At 70.4% G+C, this 19,614-nt stretch carries 20 protein-coding genes; 14 read left to right on the plus strand and 6 right to left on the minus strand.

Going from position 1 to position 19,614, the window contains the following annotated elements:
* Positions 1-209 precede the first annotated feature (209 nt).
* On the plus strand, positions 210-707 hold the full coding sequence (locus AC1Q7O_RS06425; RefSeq protein ID WP_492660100.1) for a GNAT family N-acetyltransferase: 498 nt from the start codon (positions 210-212) through the stop codon (positions 705-707).
* A 9-nt stretch (positions 708-716) separates the two neighbouring features.
* Here the strand turns inward: AC1Q7O_RS06425 and AC1Q7O_RS06430 are convergent, their stop codons facing one another.
* The 3 genes from AC1Q7O_RS06430 to AC1Q7O_RS06440 form a co-directional block, all read right to left on the minus strand.
* Positions 717-1,418 carry a riboflavin synthase subunit alpha gene (locus AC1Q7O_RS06430; RefSeq protein WP_492660099.1) on the minus strand — a complete coding sequence of 234 codons (702 nt, stop codon included), beginning with the start codon at positions 1,416-1,418 and terminating at the stop codon, positions 717-719.
* Positions 1,419-1,466: 48 nt separating this feature from the next.
* Positions 1,467-2,672 carry an ammonium transporter gene (locus tag AC1Q7O_RS06435; protein WP_492660098.1) on the minus strand — a complete coding sequence of 402 codons (1,206 nt, stop codon included), beginning with the start codon at positions 2,670-2,672 and terminating at the stop codon, positions 1,467-1,469.
* Between the two features lie 144 nt (positions 2,673-2,816).
* On the minus strand, positions 2,817-3,179 hold the full coding sequence (locus AC1Q7O_RS06440) for a Spx/MgsR family RNA polymerase-binding regulatory protein (RefSeq protein ID WP_492660097.1): 363 nt from the start codon (positions 3,177-3,179) through the stop codon (positions 2,817-2,819).
* A 24-nt stretch (positions 3,180-3,203) separates the two neighbouring features.
* On the opposite strand from AC1Q7O_RS06440, the gene AC1Q7O_RS06445 reads away from it, so the two are divergent.
* The gene (locus tag AC1Q7O_RS06445; protein WP_492662674.1) at positions 3,204-3,935 is read left to right on the plus strand and encodes a leucyl/phenylalanyl-tRNA--protein transferase; all 732 of its coding nucleotides are present in this window, start codon (positions 3,204-3,206) and stop codon (positions 3,933-3,935) included.
* Entirely contained in the window at positions 3,932-4,672 is a 741-nt protein-coding gene (locus AC1Q7O_RS06450; protein ID WP_492660095.1) for an arginyltransferase, read from the plus strand. Before AC1Q7O_RS06445 ends, AC1Q7O_RS06450 begins: the two co-directional genes overlap by 4 nt.
* On the opposite strand, the gene AC1Q7O_RS06455 is transcribed toward AC1Q7O_RS06450, so the two are convergent.
* The gene (locus AC1Q7O_RS06455; protein WP_492660094.1) at positions 4,669-5,931 is read right to left on the minus strand and encodes a pyridoxal-dependent decarboxylase, exosortase A system-associated; all 1,263 of its coding nucleotides are present in this window, start codon (positions 5,929-5,931) and stop codon (positions 4,669-4,671) included. The genes AC1Q7O_RS06450 and AC1Q7O_RS06455 overlap by 4 nt on opposite strands.
* A complete protein-coding gene (locus AC1Q7O_RS06460; protein ID WP_492660093.1) occupies positions 5,928-7,520 on the minus strand; it encodes an acyl-CoA ligase (AMP-forming), exosortase A system-associated in 1,593 nt (530 codons plus the stop codon). Before AC1Q7O_RS06460 ends, AC1Q7O_RS06455 begins: the two co-directional genes overlap by 4 nt.
* Before the next feature lie 122 nt (positions 7,521-7,642).
* On the opposite strand from AC1Q7O_RS06460, the gene AC1Q7O_RS06465 reads away from it, so the two are divergent.
* From AC1Q7O_RS06465 to AC1Q7O_RS06515, 11 genes are all read left to right on the plus strand, one after another.
* Entirely contained in the window at positions 7,643-7,900 is a 258-nt protein-coding gene (locus AC1Q7O_RS06465; RefSeq protein ID WP_492660092.1) for an acyl carrier protein, read from the plus strand.
* Positions 7,897-8,700, plus strand: coding sequence for a hydrolase 2, exosortase A system-associated (locus AC1Q7O_RS06470; protein WP_492660091.1), 804 nt, complete (start codon positions 7,897-7,899; stop codon positions 8,698-8,700). Before AC1Q7O_RS06465 ends, AC1Q7O_RS06470 begins: the two co-directional genes overlap by 4 nt.
* Positions 8,697-9,554 carry a hydrolase 1, exosortase A system-associated gene (locus AC1Q7O_RS06475; protein ID WP_492660090.1) on the plus strand — a complete coding sequence of 286 codons (858 nt, stop codon included), beginning with the start codon at positions 8,697-8,699 and terminating at the stop codon, positions 9,552-9,554. Before AC1Q7O_RS06470 ends, AC1Q7O_RS06475 begins: the two co-directional genes overlap by 4 nt.
* Positions 9,551-10,225, plus strand: coding sequence for a tetratricopeptide repeat protein (locus tag AC1Q7O_RS06480; RefSeq protein WP_492660089.1), 675 nt, complete (start codon positions 9,551-9,553; stop codon positions 10,223-10,225). Before AC1Q7O_RS06475 ends, AC1Q7O_RS06480 begins: the two co-directional genes overlap by 4 nt.
* A gap of 3 nt (positions 10,226-10,228) precedes the next feature.
* The gene (locus tag AC1Q7O_RS06485) at positions 10,229-11,173 is read left to right on the plus strand and encodes a glycosyltransferase family 2 protein (RefSeq protein WP_492660088.1); all 945 of its coding nucleotides are present in this window, start codon (positions 10,229-10,231) and stop codon (positions 11,171-11,173) included.
* Positions 11,170-12,276 carry a glycosyltransferase family 4 protein gene (locus AC1Q7O_RS06490; RefSeq protein ID WP_492660087.1) on the plus strand — a complete coding sequence of 369 codons (1,107 nt, stop codon included), beginning with the start codon at positions 11,170-11,172 and terminating at the stop codon, positions 12,274-12,276. The genes AC1Q7O_RS06485 and AC1Q7O_RS06490 overlap by 4 nt, the downstream gene beginning before the upstream one ends.
* A 101-nt stretch (positions 12,277-12,377) precedes the next feature.
* Positions 12,378-13,352 (plus strand): glycosyltransferase family 2 protein, encoded by a 975-nt coding sequence (locus tag AC1Q7O_RS06495; protein ID WP_492660086.1) that lies wholly within the window; start codon positions 12,378-12,380, stop codon positions 13,350-13,352.
* A gap of 43 nt (positions 13,353-13,395) precedes the next feature.
* A complete protein-coding gene (locus AC1Q7O_RS06500; protein WP_492660085.1) occupies positions 13,396-14,901 on the plus strand; it encodes a lipopolysaccharide biosynthesis protein in 1,506 nt (501 codons plus the stop codon).
* Positions 14,898-15,869, plus strand: coding sequence for a glycosyltransferase (locus AC1Q7O_RS06505; protein ID WP_492660084.1), 972 nt, complete (start codon positions 14,898-14,900; stop codon positions 15,867-15,869). The genes AC1Q7O_RS06500 and AC1Q7O_RS06505 overlap by 4 nt, the downstream gene beginning before the upstream one ends.
* On the plus strand, positions 15,866-16,975 hold the full coding sequence (locus tag AC1Q7O_RS06510) for a GNAT family N-acetyltransferase (RefSeq protein WP_492660083.1): 1,110 nt from the start codon (positions 15,866-15,868) through the stop codon (positions 16,973-16,975). The genes AC1Q7O_RS06505 and AC1Q7O_RS06510 overlap by 4 nt, the downstream gene beginning before the upstream one ends.
* Before the next feature lie 20 nt (positions 16,976-16,995).
* Positions 16,996-18,672, plus strand: a complete 1,677-nt coding sequence (locus AC1Q7O_RS06515) for an asparagine synthetase B family protein (RefSeq protein ID WP_492660082.1) — start codon at positions 16,996-16,998, stop codon at positions 18,670-18,672.
* On the opposite strand, the gene AC1Q7O_RS06520 is transcribed toward AC1Q7O_RS06515, so the two are convergent.
* Positions 18,662-19,609, minus strand: coding sequence for a polysaccharide deacetylase family protein (locus AC1Q7O_RS06520; protein WP_492660081.1), 948 nt, complete (start codon positions 19,607-19,609; stop codon positions 18,662-18,664). The genes AC1Q7O_RS06515 and AC1Q7O_RS06520 overlap by 11 nt on opposite strands.
* Positions 19,610-19,614: the final 5 nt, after the last annotated feature.

Here is a 19,614-nt window from a genome sequence, read left to right on the forward strand (position 1 = left end):
GACACCTCCGTTAACGATGGAGGCATTCTGGAAATGGGGCCGTCAAACCGCCGACAAGAAGCCGGGGCCGCGCATCAAGATCTCATCAAGACGCCCCGGCGGCGCGCGCGCCTTGATGGAAGCTTGATGCCGCCCGGGTCACTCTTGGCCGCCTCTTGACGCCCGCGGCGCTGCAATGGCGTGGCGCCAATGCGCATCAGGAGTGTTCCATGAGCAAGGACTATCGAATATGCCGCGTCGAGGACGCCGAGCCCGCAACGGACCTGCGGGCCGTGCTGAGAAGCGTGCTGGGCTGGACGCCACAGCCGCAGGACGGCTGCGTGCGCTACGCGGCGCTGCTGGACAAGCGCATCGTCGGCACGGTCACGCTGTGCAAGCCCGCGGGCGGTGACAGCACAGCCGAGCTGCGGTCACTGGAGGTCGATGCTGCACACCAGACGCTGGGCTGCCGCGAGGCGCTGCTGGGCGTTGCGCTGCAGTGCGCCCGCGCCAGCGAGTACGACTCGCTGGACATCAGCGTGCCGGCCACGTCGGGCGGCAAGCTGGATTTCTATCTGGCCAACGGGTTCCGGATCACCGGCAGCACGCCGGGCACGGGTGGCCCGGACCTGAGGCTGAGCCTCAGTCTGGCCAGGCTGAAGTCGTCCAACGAGGTCTGGTACTCCAAGCACCACGGCGCGTGGTTCGCGGCGGTGGCGCCGCACTGAAGCCGCCGGTCAGCGTGGCAGCGCCAACTGGGTGATGTCGATGCCGCGCTCCTTGGCGATGGCTTCCAGCACGGGCAGCAGCGGCCCCAGCTTCTCGTCCAGCGCGTCGCGCACCGTGTCCACGACGACCTGCGTGCTGCGGTCGATCTCGATGTGGATGGCATCGCCGACGCCCTTGTCGGCGAACGTCGTCATGCGCAGTGTCTCGGGGATCAGCCACACCTCGAACCAGCCCGAACCGTCGCGCTCGCGCTGCGCCTCGGCCACCGTCAGGCTGCAGCCGTTGACGCCGATGTAGCCCTTGGCGAACACGTAGCGCATCCACGGCGCAGGCACGGCGAAGCGGATGACGTGGTTGTTGTCGGGCTTGCGGATCTCGGCGATGTGCGCCGACACGTCGACGTGGCCCGACAGCGGATGGCCGCCGATCTCGGCGCCGTCCTTGGCCGCGCGCTCGACGTTCAGACCCGAGCCGACGCGCAAGCCCCCCAGCGTCGTCAGCTTCATCGTCTGGCCCATCACGTCGAACAGCGCGACGTCGGGCGACGGCCGCTCGGTGACGGTCAGGCAGACGCCGTCGCAGGACACGCTGGCACCGATGGCCAGCTCGTCGTCGAAGCCCGCCGGCAGCTTCAGCGCCAGCGTGTGCAGCCCCTCGCGGGCGTCAATCGATTCGACATGGGCGACGCCCTGGACGATGCCTGTGAACATGATGAAAAAAGGCCCCGAGTGGGGCCGTTTTGATGCGTTGCAGCCAGCTTACCAGCTGACCTCGCGGTCCGGCGTCGAGCCGATCTTGTGGATGGACAGGTCCGCTCCCTCGAACTCCTGCTCGGCGTCCAGCCGCAGGCCGACGACCTTGCGGATGACCCCGTAGACGACGAAGCCGCCCGCCAGCGCCCAGGCCACGCCGCCCAGCGTGCCCAGCAGCTGCGCACCGAAGCTCACGCCGCCCAGGCCGCCCAGCGCGTGCTGGCCGAACACGCCGCAGGCGATGCCGCCCCAGGCGCCGCACAGGCCGTGCAGCGGCCACACACCCAGCACGTCGTCGATCTTCCAGCGGTTCTGCGTGAGGGTGAAGAACTGCACGAACAGCCAGCCAGCGACGCCGCCCGTCACCAGCGCGCCCAGCGGGTGCATCACGTCGGAGCCGGCGCAGACGGCCACCAGCCCGGCCAGCGGGCCGTTGTACGCAAAGCCGGGGTCGTTGCGGCCCAGCAGCACGGCCACCAGCGTGCCGCCGGCCATGGCCATCAGCGAGTTGACGGCGACGAGGCCGGACATCTTGTCCAGCGTCTGCGCGCTCATCACGTTGAAGCCGAACCAGCCCACCGTCAGCACCCAGGCGCCTAAAGCGAGGAACGGGATGCTGGACGGCGGGTGCGCACTCATCGCACCGTCCTTGCGGTAGCGGTTCAGCCGCGGGCCCAGCAGCAGCACGGCGGCCAGGCCGATCCAGCCGCCCACGGCGTGCACGACGACGCTGCCGGCAAAGTCGTGGAACTCGGCGCCCGTGGCGGCCTTCAGCCAGGCCTGGATGCCGAACGCCTGGTTCCACGCGATGCCCTCGAAGAACGGGTAGACGAAGCCGACGATGACCGACGTGGCCGCCAGTTGCGGGCCGAAGCGGGCCCGCTCGGCAATGCCGCCCGACACGATGGCCGGAATGGCCGCCGCGAACGTCAGCAGGAAGAAGAACTTGACCAGCTCGTAGCCGTTCTTCTGCGTCAGTTGCTCGGCACCGACGAAGAAGTGCGTGCCATAGGCGACGAGGTAGCCGACGAGGAAGTAGGCCAGCGTGGACACGGCGAAGTCCACGAGGATCTTGACCAGCGCATTGACCTGGTTCTTCTTGCGCACGGTGCCCAGCTCCAGGAAGGCAAAGCCCGCGTGCATGGCCAGCACCATGATGGCGCCCAGCAGGATGAAGAGCGCATCCGCGCCCTGCTTGATCGATGACTCCAACGCTGTCTCCTGTGTCGGTTCCCGGCTCCAGGCTTGGGCAACGCGCACCAAGCCGAACAAAACCGCACCGAAACAGCAAGTTCAATGCCCAGTCTTGATGCATGCGCATCGCCGGGCACGGGCGCCACAGCGGCGCCGGAAGTTCTACTTTGGTGCGCCTACCGCACCTTCTTCGAACATTGATGCACTGAATCCGAGCGTCCAGCGGCCATCCGCCCAGCGCACGACCGGCCGCTTGATGACGCTGGGTTCCGCCAGCATCAGCGCCGCGGCGGCGGCGTCGTCAACGACGGCGGCCTTGGCGGCGGCGTCCAGCTTGCGCCAGGTCGTGCCGGCGCGGTTGACGAGCTTGTCGCGGCCGAAGGCAGCCAGCCAAGCGGGCAGCAACTCGGCCGGCACGCCCTGCTTCTTGAAGTCATGGAAGGCGACTTCCAGGCCCCGCTCGGCCAGCCAGACGCGGGCCTTCTTGACGGTGTCGCAGTTGGGGATGCCATAGACGGTGATCATGGCGGCGACCGTACCATGCGCGGCATGATCGACTGGCTGGACGACGCTTCCCTCGACTTCCCGCCCAGCCACCGCGCGCTGGGCCCCGACACCGACGCGCCCGGCCTGCTCGCCGCCGGCGGCACACTGACGCCGGAGCGCCTGGCCGCAGCCTACCGCCGAGGCGTCTTCCCCTGGTACGGCCCCGGCCAGCCGCCGCTGTGGTGGGCGCCCGACCCGCGCATGGTGCTGAAGACGGCGGACTTCAAGCTCTCGCGCTCGCTGCGCAAGACCGTGCAGCGCTTCGCCGCCACGCCCGGCTGCGAGATCCGCGTCGACTTCGACCGCGCCGCCGTGCTCAAGGCCTGCGCCAGCGTGCCGCGCGAGGGCCAGAACGGCACCTGGATCGTGCCGGCACTGCAGGCCGCCTACCTCTCCTGGCCGGCCATGCACAGCGTAGAGACGTGGGTGGACGGCGAACTCGTCGGTGGCCTCTACGGCGTCAACCTGGGCACCATGTTCTACGGCGAATCCATGTTCATGCGCCGCACCGACGCGTCCAAGATCGCCTTGTGCGCCCTCATCTGCCTGTGCCGCGAGTTCGGCATCCCGTGGATAGACTGCCAGCAGAACACCGGCCACCTCGCGTCACTGGGCGCCGCCGAAGTGCCGCGCCCCGTGTTCGAAGCCCACCTCGCCACCCATGTCGGTGACGCCGCCCCCGGGCCCTGGACCTATCATCCGGACCACTGGCACCGGCTTCTCGATTCGAAGTGACCCACCCCAAAGAACTGCCCCTCGCGCAGATCCAGTTCTACGCCACGGCCGCCTACCCGTGCAGCTACGTGGCGGGCCGCCAGGCGCGCTCGCAGGTCGCCACGCCCAGCCACCTGATCCACGCGGACGCCTACTCCAACCTCGTCGCCGCCGGTTTTCGCCGCAGCGGGTTGTTCACCTACCGCCCCTATTGCGACCAGTGCCGCGCCTGCATCGCGCTGCGCGTGCCGGTGGACCGTTTCGAGCCCAACCGCAGCCAGAAGCGTGCGTGGAAGGCGCACCGCCAGCTGAACGCCAAGGTCATGCGGCTGGGCTACTCACCCGAGCATTACGCGCTGTACCTGCGCTACCAGGCCGGCCGTCACAGCGGCGGCGGCATGGACCACGACAGCGTCGACCAGTACACGCAGTTCCTGCTGCAGAGCCGCATCAACTCGCGGCTGGTGGAGTTCCGCGAGACGCTGCCCGACGGCAGCACGCCGCTGCGCATGGTGTCCATCCTGGACATCCTCAGCGACGGCCTGTCGGCGGTCTACACCTTCTACGACCCCGACATCGAAGCCAGCTACGGCACCTACGGCGTGCTGTGGCAGATCCAGCAGGCCCGGGAGCTGAAGCTCAGCCACCTCTACCTGGGTTACTGGATCGAGGAGAGCCCCAAGATGGCCTACAAGGCCGGCTTCCGGCCGCACCAGATCCTGCGCAACGGCGTCTGGGAAGACGCCGCCGAGGCTTAGACCAGCACTTCCACGCAGGCCGGGTGCCCCAGGAAGCCCTCGGGGCTGGCGCTGCGGCCATAGGCGCCGCTCTGGTAGACGATGGCCAGATCGCCGATCTCGCCCTTGGCCATGTCCATGCGGTCGGCCAGCAGGTCCAGCGGCGTGCAAAGCGGGCCGACGACGCTGGCGATTTCCGTTGCCGTCTCGCGGCGGCCCTGGGGTTCGACGGACGCCGGATAGTTCTTGCGCAGCACCTGGCCGAAGTTGCCCGAGGCTGACAAGTGATGGTGCAGGCCGCCATCGGCCACCAGGAAGACCTGGCCGCGCGACACCTTGCGGTCCACGATGCGGCTCACGTAGACGCCCGCCTCGCCGACGAAATAGCGACCCAGCTCGATGACCAGCTTGGCCGCCGGCAGGTCGGCCTTGGCGCGCGCCTGCAGCGCGGCCAGGTTGTCGGCGATGGGCGCCAGGTCCAGCCGCGACTCGCCCGGGAAGTACGGAATGCCGAAGCCGCCGCCCAGGTTCAGGAACTTCACCGGCGCGGGCGCGCTCTCGGCCAGGCGCAGCGCCAGCTCGTAGCTCTTCTGCTGCGCCTCGCAGATGGCTTCGGCCTTCAGGTTCTGCGAGCCGGCGAACAGGTGGAAGCCTTCGAAAGCCAAACCATCACCGCTCAGGCGCCCCACCTCGGCCAGCACCTCGGGCAGCGCCTCGGCGTCGATGCCGAACTGCTTCGGGCCGCCACTCATGCGCATGCCGGAGCCCTTGAGCTCGAAGTCGGGGTTCACGCGCAGCGCGACGCGCGCCGGCAGGCCCAGCCGCTGCGACGCACGCGCTAGCGGCGCCAGCTCTCGCGCCGACTCCACGTTGACCAGCACGCCCGCCGCCACGGCCTGGCCCAGCTCGATGTCGCGCTTGCCGGGGCCGGCGAAGCTGATCTCGTGCGGGTCGGCGCCGGCGTTCAGCGCCACCTGCAGTTCGCCGGCTGACGCGACGTCGATGCCGTCCACCAGCCCGGCCATCAGCTGCACCAGCGCCGGCATCGGGTTGGCCTTCATCGCGTAGTGCAGCTCGATGCCCTGCGGCAGCGCCGCGCGCAGCTCGGCCACGCGGGCCTTCAACAGGCCGCGGTCATAGGCATAGAACGGCGTCTGGCCGACGCGCTCCGCGAGCACCGACAGCCGCTGGCCGCCGACAAGCAGCTCGCCATGGGCGTCGCGAGGGAACAGGACGGGCGCGTGCTCCAGCGCGCGCTTCGGGGCAATGGGTTCGCTCATGCGGCGTTGTGTTGTTCAAGCCAGTCGGTCGACAGCGTCTTGCGGTCGATCTTGCCGTTCGGGTTGCGCGGCAGCGGACCGAGGCGTGCGTCGACGCCGTGCGGCACCATGTAGGCCGGCATGCGGGCCTTGCAGGCGGCGGTCAGCGCGGCCAGGTCCAGCTCGGCCGCGCCTTCCGGCGGCGTCGCGATGACCTGGATGGCCTGGCCCAAGGTGTCGTGATGGACGCCGAAGGCCACGCATTCGCCCACCAGGCCGGTCGCGTACAGCACCTCTTCGACCTCGGTCGGGCTGACACGGTAGCCCGAGGTCTTCATCATCTCATCGCGACGGCCGACGAAGTACAGGAAGCCTTCGGCATCGCGCCTGACCGTGTCGCCCGAGAACACCGCGAACTCGGGCAGCTGCAGGCCGCCCTCGCGGCCGCCGACGCCGACGGGCAGCGGCTTGTAGCGCTCGGCCGTCTTCTCGGCGTCGTTCCAGTAGCCCAGGCCCACCAGCGCGCCGCGGTGCACCAGTTCGCCCGGCTCGTCGGGCGCGCACTCCGTGCCGTCCTCACGCAGCACCAGGATCTCGGCGTTCGGGATCGCCTTGCCGATGGAGTCGGGCCGGCGGTCCACCTCCTCCGGCGGCAGGTAGGTCGAGCGGAAGGCCTCGGTCAGGCCATACATCAGGAAGGGCTTGGCCGACGGCACCTTGGCGCGCAGCAAGTCCAGCGTCGCGCGCGGCATGCGACCGCCGGTGTTGGCGAAGTAGCGCAGGTTGGCGTCGATGGCGGCGGGCCATTCCAGCTGCGTCAGCTGGATGTAGAGCGGCGGCACGGCCGTCAGGCCCGTGACCTTCTCGCGCTCCATCGCCTTGAGCACGTCGCGGGGCAGCAGGTAGTTCAGCAGCACGACGCGCGCGCCGCTGTGGAAGCCCGTCGTCAGCTGGCTGAAACCGGCGTCGAACGACAACGGCAGCGCCGCCAGCAGCGTGTCGCTGGCGCGGTTCTCCAGGTAGCTGGCCACGCTCTTGCCGCCCGCCACCGTGTTGCGGTGGGACAGCACGACGCCCTTGGGCCGGCCCGTGGAGCCGGACGTGTAGAGAATGGCCGTCACGTCCGTGTCGATGACGCGATGCCCGGCGCGGGCGGACGACGCCAGCAGCGCGGCCCAGTCGTGCACCGGCACCGGCGCGGAACCCGCACCGCTGGTCAGCACCACATGGCGCAGCGACGGGCATTGCGTCAGCACCTCACCCAGCTGCGCCAGCCGCTCGGGCGACGTGACCAGCACGCGCACGTCACAGTCGCGCAGGATGAAGCCCACCTGCTCGGGCTTGAGCAGCGGGTTCAGCGGCACGAACACGCCGCCGGCCGCCGGCGCACCGAAGCTGGCGATGACCGTCTCGAAGCGCTTTTCCAGGTAGATGGCCACCCGCTCGCCGCGAGCCAGGCCCAGCGCCATCAGGCCGCTGGCGAAACCCCGCACGGCGGCGTCCAGCTCGCCGTAGCCCAGCGTCAGCGCGCCATAGGTCAGTGCCGGGGCATCGGGCGTGCGCTCGGCGGCGACGGCCACCAACTCGTGGAGCAGCGTGGATTCGGGCATGGACAGCGGGCGGATGACAGTGAAAAAAGTATCTCACGCGACCCCGAGGCCGAGGGGTGCGCTCCCCGGAGGCAAGGGGGCACGCCGCTAAACTGGCGGGCTTGATTTTTGGACGCCCACGAATGGACAACGCCCAAGTCCTCGGCCATGTGCTGAGGCTTCTCGACGACGTGCTGAGCCTGAACGGCCGCGCCCAGACCTTCACCCGCGACACCGCGCTGCTGGGCGCCCTGCCCGAGCTGGACTCGATGGCCGTGGTCAGCCTCATCACCGGGCTGGAGGAACAGCTGGGCCTGGTGGTCGACGATGACGACATCGACGGCGACACCTTCGCGACGGTCGGTTCGCTGGCGGACTTCGTCGCCGCCCGCCTGGGTTGATCCCGCACCCCGAAGTCTTTTTCCTGCCCGCCGCTGGCGGCGAGCAGCGGCTTTGCCTGTTCCACGCGCCCGTCGGCGCGCCGCGCAGCAAGGTGCTCTATCTGCACCCGTTTGCCGAGGAGATGAACAAGTCGCGCCGCATGGCCGCGCTGGCCTGCCGCGCGCTGGCCGAGGCCGGCCACGCCGTGCTGCAGATCGACCTGCGCGGCTGCGGCGACTCCTCCGCCGACTTCGGCGACGCCAGCTGGGCCGACTGGCAGGCCGACGTGCGCCTGGGCCTGGCCGAACTGGACCGCCGTGTGACCGACGCGCCGCTGTGGCTGTGGAGCCTGCGCGCCGGCTGCCTGCTGGCCGCCGCGGACTGGGAGCGGCCCGTCAACCATCTGTTCTGGCAGCCGATGACCAGCGGCAAGCTGGCGCTGCAACAGTTCCTGCGCCTACGGCTGGCCGCCGAGATGGCCGGCGGCGCCAGCAAGGGGCTGATGGATCAGCTGAAGACCGAACTGGCCGCCGGCCGGCCGGTGGAGATCGCCGGCTACCGGCTGGGATCGGCGCTGGCATCCGGCCTGGAAACCGCCAAACTCGCCCCGACCGGCACGCCCGGCCGCGTCTCATGGCTGGAGCTGAGCACGCGCGAGGACGCGACCTTCACGCCCGTCAGCGAGCAGGCCCTCAAGACCTGGCAGGACGCCGGCTGGGCCGTGCGCCCACAGATCGTGCCGGGGCCGGCGTTCTGGGCGACGACCGAGATCGAGCTCGCCCCGGCGCTGATCACGCGCACCGTGGAGGCACTGGCATGAAGGAGCGGGTGCTGGATTTCGCCTGCGAGGGCGAACCGCTGGTGGGCATCCTGGCCGAGCCGGAACCGCATGACGGCACGCCAGCCGACGTGGGCGTGCTCATCATCGTCGGCGGCCCGCAGTACCGCGCCGGCAGCCACCGGCAGTTCACGCTGCTGGCGCGCCACCTGGCCACCCACGGTTTCCCGACGCTGCGCTTCGATTACCGCAGCATGGGCGACAGCGGCGGCGCGGCGCGCAACTTCGAGGACGTCGAGGCGGACATTGCCGCGGCCATCGACGCGCTGCTGGCAGCTCGCCCGGGGCTCAGGCGCGTGGCGCTGTGGGGGCTGTGCGATGCGGCCTCTGCGGCACTGCTCTATGTCGAGCGCACGCTAGACCCGCGCATCGCTGGCCTGTGCCTGCTCAATCCATGGGTGCGCTCGGCTGCCACGCTGGCGCAGACCCACGTGAAGCACTACTACTGGCGCCGGCTGCGGCAGCCGGAGTTCTGGAGCAAGCTGCTGCGCGGCGGCGTCGGCCTGACCGCGCTGCGCGGCCTGGGCAGCAACCTGCGGCTGGCCAGAGGCGGCGGCAGTGCACCGGACGCCCGCAGCTTTCAGGACCGCATGGCGGCCGGCCTGCAAGCGTTCGGCGGGCCGACGCTGCTGGTGCTCAGCGGCGATGACTACACTGCCCGCGAGTTCAGCCTGCATGCCCAGTCGTCGCCTGCATGGCAAGGCCTGCTCGACAACGGTCGCGTGCGACGCGAGCCGCTGGACGACGCGGACCACACCTTCTCCGACCTGCGCCAGGCCGCCCACGTCGAGACCCTCACGCTGAACTGGCTGAAAACCGTCCGGGAGCAACGATGAAGTCCGTCCTGTCCGTCCTCGCCCTGCTGCTGATCAGTGCTCCGGCTTGCGCGGGTGTCGAAGAAGTCTGCGGCTCGCTGGAATGGAACTACGGCCCGCACGACTACCGCAAGGCCAACGCCCACCAAAAGAAGCTCGTCGAGAGTGCCCACTTCGACCGTGGCGTGCAGACGCTGACCAGGACCAAGACGGGCCCCTTCGGCGGCGACCTCGGCTACACCCTCAGCGTCTTCCCCAACCATCCGCACGCGCTGCTGGTCATGGAACAGCTGGTCGAGAAGACCCGCCGCGATCCGCCGGAAGGTGCCAGCTACACGATGGAATGCTGGTACGAACGCGCGCTGCGCTTCAAGCCCGACGACCACATCGCCCGCCTGCTCTACGTGAGCTATCTGATCCGCAAGAACCGGCAGGACGAGGCTTTGAAGCACCTGGACTACGTCGCGGACACCACGCAGGACAACCCCTTCGCGCAATTCAACACGGGGATGTTCTACATGGACCTGAATCTCTACGACAAGGCGCTGGCGCTGGCGCACCGGGTCATCGCGATGGGCTTCGACCGCCGCGACCTGCGCGACCGCCTAGCCGCGGCCGGCAAGTGGGTCGAGCCGCCCGCGCCCGACGCTGCCGCGTCCGCCCCCGTGCCCGCGTCCGCGGCCTCCAACTGAACGATGACGGCTGCGCCGACCGTCAGCGTCGTCATCCCCTGCTTCAACGCCGAGCGCTACCTCGCCGCCACGCTGAAGTCCGTGCTCGCCCAAGAAGGCGCACAGCTTGACGTGATTGTCGTCGACGACGGCTCCACCGACGGCTCGGCCGACACCGTGGCGCGCGAGTTTCCGCAGGTGCGGCTGATCCGCGTGGCCAACGGCGGCGTTGCGGCGGCCCGCAACGCCGGCATCGCTGCGGCGCGGGCCGACTGGATCGCCTTCTGCGACGCCGACGACATCTGGCTGCCGGGCAAGCTGGCCGCGCAGTTCGGCGCGCTGCAGGCCGCACCGGGAGCGCGCATGAGCTACACGGCCTGGCAGGTGTGGCCCAGCCTGTCCGAGGCGCCTCCGCCAGCGCTGCTGCAGCAACTGTCGGCCGAAACCGACGGCCCGGCCTGGGCCGGCCCGACCGGCTGGCTGTACCCGGAGCTGCTGCTGGACTGCGCGGTCTGGACGTCCACCGTGCTGCTGCAACGCGCACTGCTGGACGAGGTGGGCGTCTTCGACACCACGCTGCGCATCGGCGAGGACTACGACCTGTGGCTGCGGCTGTCCCGGGTCACGCGTATCGAACGCGTGGCGCGGCCGCTGGCGCTGTACCGACAGCACCCGGGCAGCATCACGCGCAGCCTGCCCCAGGAAAACTACCGGGGCCGCGTCGTGCAGAAGGCCCTGGACACCTGGGGGCTGCAGGGGCCGGACGGCCGCTCGGCCGACGCGCGCGAGGTGAAGCAGCGGCTGGCCGGCAGCTGGAGCGAGTTCGCGTATGCACAACTGGCCGCTGGCGAACACGCCGGCGCCCGCCGCAGCTGCCGCCAGGCGCTGCGCATCGCACCCACCCATCTGCCCGGCTGGAAGCTCTGGCTGCGATCCTGGCTGCCGCCGCGTTTGCCGAGGTCCTCATGAAGATCGGTCTGGTCGCCCGCTGCCTCAACACCGCCCATGTGCGCGGCATGGGCAAGTACGTCATGGAGTTGCTGCGCCACAGCAGCGATGACATTGCCTGGCACCTGTTCGCCGACGATCCCCGCCACCCGCTGCTCCACCCCGAGAGCCCGCGCTTCACGCCGGACATCTTCGAGTTCCGCGGCGACCGCTTCCGGCTGTGGGAGCAGCTGGGGCTGCCGCAGCGAGCCCGCCGGCTGCCGCTGTCGCTGCTGCACTGCACCGAGGGCGCGCTGCCGCTGTGGCAGCCGCTGCCGACGGTCGTCACGCTGCACGACACGCTGGCCTTCGACGAGCGTCCCGACACCCCCGGCGAGCGCCTCTACTGGGACCATGTGGTGCCGGCCGCGTTGAAGCGGGCGGCCCACGTCATCACGATCAGCGACTGCTCACGGCGCGACATCCTCAAGCGCTGGCCGGAACTGGAGCCGCGGCTGACGGTCATCCACCACGGCATCGAGCCCCGCTATTTCGAACCCCCGACCACCAGCATCCCGATGCCGCTGCAGACGGCGCTGGGCGGCGCGCGCTACGCGGTCTACCTGGGCGGCCCCATGAAGCGAAAACGTTTCGACTGGGCGCTGCAGGTGCTGGCCACACAGCCCGACCCGTCACTCAAGCTGATCGCCTGCGGGTTCGGCGCGGCTGCCCGCGACGAAACCCGCGCGGCGCTGCCGCCTGCACTGCAGGGCCGCGTGCTGTTCGCCGAGTTCCTGTCCGACGAGGCGCTGCACGCGCTGTACGTGGAGGCCGCCGCCGTGCTGTACCCGACGCTGTACGAAGGCTTCGGCTTCCCCGCCATCGAGGCGCAGGCCGCCGGCACGCCCGTCATCTTCAGCCCGCTGGGCAGTCTGGCGGAGCTGGTGGGCCCGCTGGCCACGCTGGTGCCGGCCGATGACCTGCAGGCCTGGGCCGCCGCACTGCACACCGCCGCGACGATGGCGCCAGCCCAGCGCGCCGAACGGGCCCAGGCAGCGGCGTCCTGGGCCCGCCGCTTCCGCTGGGCGCAGAGCTGGGAACGCCATCTCGAGGTCTACCGGCAGGTGACGCGGCCCCTCGGTTGAGCGGCGGCGCGCGGCCATGTCGAAACTACACTGCGTGCCTTCCCGGCGAGCCGCAGCCGGCGCGTCTGTCGCGTCCGCCCCGTCGGCCCTGCCCTGACCCCATGCCCCACCACCTCGCAGTCATCCTCTGCACCTGGAACCGCGCGCAAACGCTGCGCATCACGCTGGACTCGCTGCAGGCCCAGCAGGTGGCCGGGCAGCCGGTCGAGTTCATCGTGATGGACAACAACTCAAGCGACGACACGCGCGCCGTCGTCGAGGCCGCGCAGCAGACCTGGCGACCCGGTCGATTGCACTACCGCTTCGAGGGACGCCAGGGCAAGCAGTTCGCGTTGAACAGCGGCATCGCGTTCGCCCGCTCGCTGGGCTGCGACCTGCTGGCCTTCTCCGACGACGACATCCTCTTCCCGGCCGACTGGGCGCACCGCGTGCCGGCGCTGTTCGCGGACGAAGCCGTGATGCTGGTGGGCGGCAAGACGCTGCTGGACTGGCCGCCCCCCGGCCCGCCGGCCTGGTTCCACCGCGACATGGGCGCGATCCTGGCGGGCGTGGACCTGGGTGACGAGCGGCTCGCGCCGCCGCATGCGAGCTACGCGCCCGCGGGATCCAACATGGCAGCCCGCGCCACGCTGTTCGACCGCGTGGGCGGCTTCTCTGAAACTCACTTCCGCCACATGGACTTCGAGTTCGGGCAGCGCTGCATGCGCCAGCAGGTGCCGACGGTCTACGAGCCCGGCTGGGAGGTGCTCGCCCCGGTGGACACGCAGCTGCTGAGCAAACGCTACTTCCGGCGCTGGTCGTTCAAGGCCGGCATCTCGCCGTGGCAGGACCTTGAACCCGGCACGCGACACCTGGCCTGGACGCCGCTGTGGCTCTACCGCCGCCTGCTGCAGGACGGGCTGGCCTGGCTGGCGGCCCCGCTGCGCGGCGAGCCGCCGTCGGAGCGCTTCCTGCGCGAGCTGCGCATCTGGCGCGCCTTCGGCACCCTGCAGAGCCGCTGGCGCTCCCGCGTGCAGCCGGCCCGCTACGCGGCCTGGGTCGAGCAGCGGTCACAGAAGAAGAAGAACATCTACTGATGCAACGCGGCGCCCTTCCCCGCGGCCCGTCGGCGCAGACGCCATGACCAGCGTCCGCCGCGCGCTCGCGCTCTCGCTCATCGAGCGCTACCTGCTGCTGGTGCTCGCGCTCGCCTCCAACATGACGCTGGCGCGGCTGCTGACGCCCGACCAGATCGGCGTCTACTCCGTCAGCATGGCCGTGCTCGGGCTGGCGCAGGTGCTGCGCGATTTCGGCATCGGCAGCTACCTGGTGCAGGCGCAGCAACTGGACGAGGAGCTGACCGGCACCGCGTTCAGCCTCTCCATGGGACTGGGCCTGCTGCTGTTCCTCGTGACGATGGGGGCCGCCCCCTTCGTGGCGGACTTCTACCAGCATGACCCGCGCGTCGCTAGCACGCTGCGCATCTGCGCGCTGAACTTCCTGCTGCTGCCGCTGACCACCGTGTCCCTGGCGCTGCTGCGCCGTGCACTGGAGTTCAAGCGCCTGCTGTACGTGATGATCAGCGCGGCAGTGACCGGCGCCGTCGTGTCCATCGGCCTGGCGCTGCTGGGCGCCGGCGTCGATGCGCTCGCGTGGGGCGCCGTGGCCGGCAACGCGGCCACCGTCGTGGGCCTGTGGATCATCCGGCCGCCGCTGGGTTTCCCGCGCCCGCGGCTGGGCGCCTGGCGGTCGCTGCTGGGCTTCGGCGGTCAGGTGTCGGTCACGGGCCTGGTGACATCGGTCGCCATGGACATGAACGACCTCGTGGTCGGCAAGGTGCTGGGCTTCCAGCCGGTGGCCATCCTCAGCCGCGCGCAGGGGCTGATGAACATCTTCAACCGCGACCTGATGAGCGCCATCCGCAATGTCGCGCTGCCGGCGTTCGCCCAGGCGCACCGCAACGGGCTGGCGCTGCCGCAGCCCTATGCCAAGTCGGTTGCGCTGGTGACGGTGTTCGCCTGGCCGTTCCATGCGCTGGTGTCGCTGTATGCGCTGGAGGTGCTGCACCTGCTGTACGGCGCGCAATGGCATGCCGCGGCGACGCTGGTGCCGCTGTTCTGCCTGGCCGGCGCGGTGGCAGCGGTGAATGCCCTGACGCCCAACCTGCTGACGGCGGTGGGGCGCATCGACCTCGTGACCCGCGTGGAGCTCTCGCTGCAGACGGTGCGCATGCTGATGATTGCGGGCGCCGCCATCGTGTTCCAGAGCATCGCCGCCTGCGCGCTGGCCTTCCTGGTGTGGGCGGTGCTGTCCATGCCGGTGTTTGCGGCAGCGCGCCGGCGTGGCATCGGTGATGACCATGGCGCCATGCGGGCCGCGCTGTGGCGTAGCCTGGCGGTCGGCGCCGCCTGCAGCCTGCCGCCGGCCGTGCAGCTCAGCCTTGTCGGCTGGGGGCACACCGAACCGCTGTCGCCACTGGCGTGGATGCCAGTGGCGGCCCTGGGCGGGCTGTGCGGCCTGGCGGTGGCCCAGTGGGTTCGCCATCCGCTCGCCGAGGAAAAGCACTTCCAGCGCGCCCGCGACTGGCTGCTGCTGCGCCGCACCAGCGCCGCCACGACCACCTCCGACCCGTCGACGCCGCCATGACCCGTCCGCTGTTCTCCATCGTCGTGCCCACGCACAACCGGCCCGCGCTGCTGGCCGAGGCGCTGGACAGCCTGCGCCGCCAGCCGCCGGCGGACATCGAGGTCATCGTCGTCGACGACGCCTCGGACCCGCCCGTGCAGGCCGACGCCCTGGCGCCCGTGCATGGCCGGCCCGTGCAGGTGCTCAGGCACGACCGCTCGCAGGGCGGGGCAGCCAGCAAGTCCGACGGCGCGGCCCGTGCGCAAGGCCACTGGATCGCGTTCCTGGACGACGACGATCACTACGACGAGCAGTTCCTGCCGGCGCTGCAGGCGCAGGTCACGGGGCGCGATGACATCGACGTGTGCTTCGTCGACGTGGCCTGGTTCGGCGACGGCAGCGCACCCGCGGCCAGCGAGCAAAGCCACCGTGGCGCCACCTGGGCCGTCATCGGCGCCACGCGCCACCGCAAGCCCGAGCCGGACCTGGTGGTGTTCGAGGACGGCCTGGTGCCGGCCCTCATCCGCAGCACGCCGATGCAGTTCCAGCGCCCCGTCGTACGCCATGATGCGCTGCAGCGCGTGGGCCTGTTCCGCGCCGACTGCCTCATGTGGGACTGCGACTGGGCCATTCGCGCCGCACTGCTTTTGCGCTGCGCCTACCTGGCACGGCCGGTCTACCGCCAGCGCGAAGGGCTGGGTTACTTCACGAAGCCGGGCCGGGTGGTGCAGCAGGCCGCCAGCATCCACGAGATCACCCGTCACCTGCGCCTGCAGCCGCCACGCCCGCTGACGGCGCAGGAGGCCCGGCTGCTGCGCGGCGCGGAGGCCGAGAAGGCTTTCGACTTGGCCTATGTGCAAGCCCAGCACGGCCACGGCGGTGCGGCGCTGCGCAGTTGGTGGCTGAGCCAGCGACTGCGGCCATCACTGCGGACGCTCAAGTTCCCGCTGGGCGTCGCCTGGCGCCAGCTGCGCGGCGGTTCGGCATGACGGCACCGGTGTCTCACGCCAGCGTGGAGTGCTACGCGCACGTGCGCGAACTGCCTGCCGACGCCCTGGCCCTGATGGCGCGCGCAGAGCAGCGCCACATCGAGTTCGGCGCCGACTGGCACGCCAACCTCATCGACCACGTCTACGCCGCCAACGCGCAGGCGACGCCGGTGCGCCTCCACGTGCTGCGCCGCGACGGGCGGGTGCTGGCCGTGCTGCCCACGGTGGCCCAGTCCGGCGTGCCGGGCGGCGAGATCAGCGCGCTGTCCAATTTCTACACGGCCATCTACGCACCCGCGCTGGCGGACGACGTGCAGGCCGAGGACCTGCTGCCGCTGACGCGCGCGCTGCGGCGCGGCAGCCATGCGGCCGCCTACCGCTTCTCGCCGATGGACCCGGCGTCGCGCGAGTTCACGCTGCTCCAGCGCGCGCTCGGGCTCGCGGGGCTGAGCGCGCACGGCTACTTCGCGTTCGGCAACTGGTACGAACCGGTGCGCCAGACCTGGGCCGACTACCTGCAGGACCGCAGCGGCCAGGTGCGCAGCACCATCAAGCGCAACGCCAAGAAGTTCGCGGCAGAGGGCGGCCGGCTGGAGATCGTCACCGGTGGCGACGCGCTGGAGGCTGGGCTGGCCGCCTACCAGGCCGTCTACGCGCAGAGCTGGAAGGTGCCCGAGCCCTACCCTGGCTTCGTGCCGGGCCTGATCCGCCTGTGCGCGCAGCGCGGCTGGCTGCGCCTGGGCCTGGCCTGGCTGGGCGACAAGCCGGTGGCCGCGCAGATCTGGATCGTCGCCAACGGCCGCGCCGACATTTACAAGCTCGCCTACGACGAGGCCCACAAGGCGCTGGCCCCCGGCACGCTGCTGACGGCGTTGCTGATGGAGCGGGCCATCGATGTGGACCAGGTCCGCGAGATCGACTACCTGATCGGCGACGATGCCTACAAGGCCGCCTGGATGAGCCAGCGCCGCGAGCGCTTCGGCCTGATCGCCTACGACCCGTTGACGCTGCGCGGGCTGGCCGGCCTGGCCCGCCAGTTGCTCGGCAACGCCCGGCGCCGGCTGCGCGCCAAACCCCAGCCGCCCGCGGACAATCCGGCCGCCTGAAGCCCCCGACACCCCCAGAGATGCAAGCCCACGACCTGCCTCCCGACCTGCCCTTCGCCTCCGGCGCTCCCCGCTTCAGCGCCCCGGCCGCCGAGCCGCTGGCCGCATGGCGCCAGGCCTTTGCCGCACGTGGCGCGGCCTGCGCGGCCGACGTCGGCGGCGAGTTCGCCGTGGCGCTGGACCTGCCGGGCGGCGGCAGCTACCTGGCCGTCGACCGTTTCGCCGTGCACAGCCTGTGCTACGCCGTGCAGGACGGGCGGCTGCACTTCGCCACCCGTGCCGACGTGCTGGCGCGCCGGCTGGGCATCACGGCACTCAGCACCCAGGCGATCTTCGACTACCTGTTCCACCACTGCATCCCGTCGCCGCGCACCATCTACGCCGGCATCCACCGGCTGCCGGCGGCGCACTACGCGCTGTTCCAGGACGGCCAACTGACCGTGGCGCCTTACTGGACGGCGCATTTCGTCGAGCAGGCCAGCCCCGACTTCGGCACGCTGCGCGACGAGTTCCGCGGCATCCTGCGTGACGCCGTGAAGGACCGGTTGACGGGCGACGGCAAAACCGCCTGCTTCCTCAGCGGCGGAACCGACAGCTCCACCGTCGCCGGCCTGCTGCGCGAGGCCACGGGCCAGGCGCCGGCGAGCTACTCCATCGGCTTCGAGGCCGAGGGCTACGACGAGATGGCCTACGCCCGCATCGCCGCCAAGGCGTTCGGCGCCAACCATCACGAATACTACGTGACACCGGCCGACCTCGTGAAGGCCATCCCCGACGTCGCCGCGCACTACGACCAGCCCTTCGGCAACTCCTCCGCCGTGCCCGCGTTCTATTGCGCCCGCAAGGCGCATGACGATGGCTACACGCGGCTGCTGGCCGGCGACGGCGGCGACGAGCTGTTCGGCGGCAACACCCGCTACGCCAAGGAACGCGTGTTCCACGTCTACAGCCAGATCCCGTCGCCGCTGCGCGCCGGCGTGCTCAACCCGCTGTTCATGAACCCGGTCACCGGCAACATCCCGCTGCTGAAGAAGGGCACCAGCTACATCCGCCAGGCGCGCGTGCCCATGCCCGACCGCATGCAGAGCTACAACCTGCTGGACCGGCTGGGCCTGCGGGACGTGCTGACGCCGCAGTTCCTGGCCGCCGTCGACACGGACTCGCCGCGCCAGCACCAGCGAGCCACCTGGGCCGCCGGCCCGCACGACGCCAGCCTCGTTAACCAGATGCTGACCTTCGACTGGCGCTACACGCTGGCCGAGAACGACCTGCCCAAGGTCGTCGGCACGACGGCGCTGGCCGGCGTGGACGTCAGCTTCCCGCTGCTGGACACGCGGCTGCTGGACTTCTCGCTGAAGCTGCCGACCAGCTACAAGCTCAAGGGCCTGAAGCTGCGCTGGTTCTTCAAGGAGGCGCTGCGCGGCTTCCTGCCGGACGAGATCCTGACGAAGAAGAAGCACGGCTTCGGCCTGCCCTTCGGCCCCTGGGCCGTCAAGGACGCCGCGCTGAACGCGCTGGCCGCGGATTCTCTGCGTGGTGTCGCTGCCCGTGGCATCGTGCGGCCCGAGTTCGTCGAGAACCTGCTGACGAAGCGGCTGAAGGAACACGCCGGCTACTACGGCGAGATGGTGTGGATCCTGATGATGCTGGAGCAGTGGCTGCGCCAGCACGCGCCCGACTGGCGGCTCACTGCGTGAGCTGACGCGCCAGCCGCAGGCCGAACTTGAGCCGGCTGCGGTCCCACGGCGTGAAGCGCGGGATCTGGAACACGTCGTCGCCGTGCCGCGCAGCGGCCCACCGCGTCGACACGGCGGACTCGAAGCCCAGCTCGCGCACGAGGCGTGGGTGCACGTCCGGCCGGTAGTCGGTGCCCGGCTTGCCGTTGGGGTAGGCGAACAGGCCGACCTTCTCGCCCAGCAAGCCCTGCAGCGTGTCGCGGCTGCGACCGATCTCGTCCGCGGCGCGGTCCTCGTCCAGCGTCGCCAGGATGGGATGGCTGACCGTGTGCGCGCCGATCTGCATGCCGGCAGCCCGCAACGCACGCACCTGCCCGCTGCTCATCATCAGGTCGTCCGGCGGCCGCACCTCGGCCCGCGCCGCGATGGCGTCCACGCACGCCACGCGGGGCTCGGGCGGCAGGTACTTGACCCGCTCAATCAGCTGGCCCAATGCCGCCCGCCGCGCGGCCGTGTCGACCAGCGCGTGCTGGCCCAGATCGTCACCGCGCCCATCCACCAGGCCCCGCAGGTCCAGCGTGGGCAGCCGACTCTGGCGCACGGACTCGATCAGCGTGTCGTTCCACATGCGGCCGCCATCGAGGAAACCGGTGGCCACGAAGAAGCTGCAGGGCAGCCCGTGCTTGCGCAGCAGCGGCAAGGCGACATCGTGGTTGTCCGCATAGCCGTCATCGAAGCTCAACGCCGCCGCGCGGGCCGGCAGGCTGCCTTCGTGCAACTGCCGGATGGCGGCATCCAGCGGCAGCACCTGGAACCAGGATTTCACCCAGCCCAACAGCGCATCGAAACGCGCCGCATCGACCTCGTCCGGGAACAGCGGATCGGGTTGCGGCAGCACGCGGTGAAAGATCAGCACGGTCAGGCGCGCACGCGCACCGGCCGGCGACAGCAGACTCATCAAGG

It is taken from the genome of Roseateles sp. GW823-FHT07B05 (assembly GCF_058794515.1).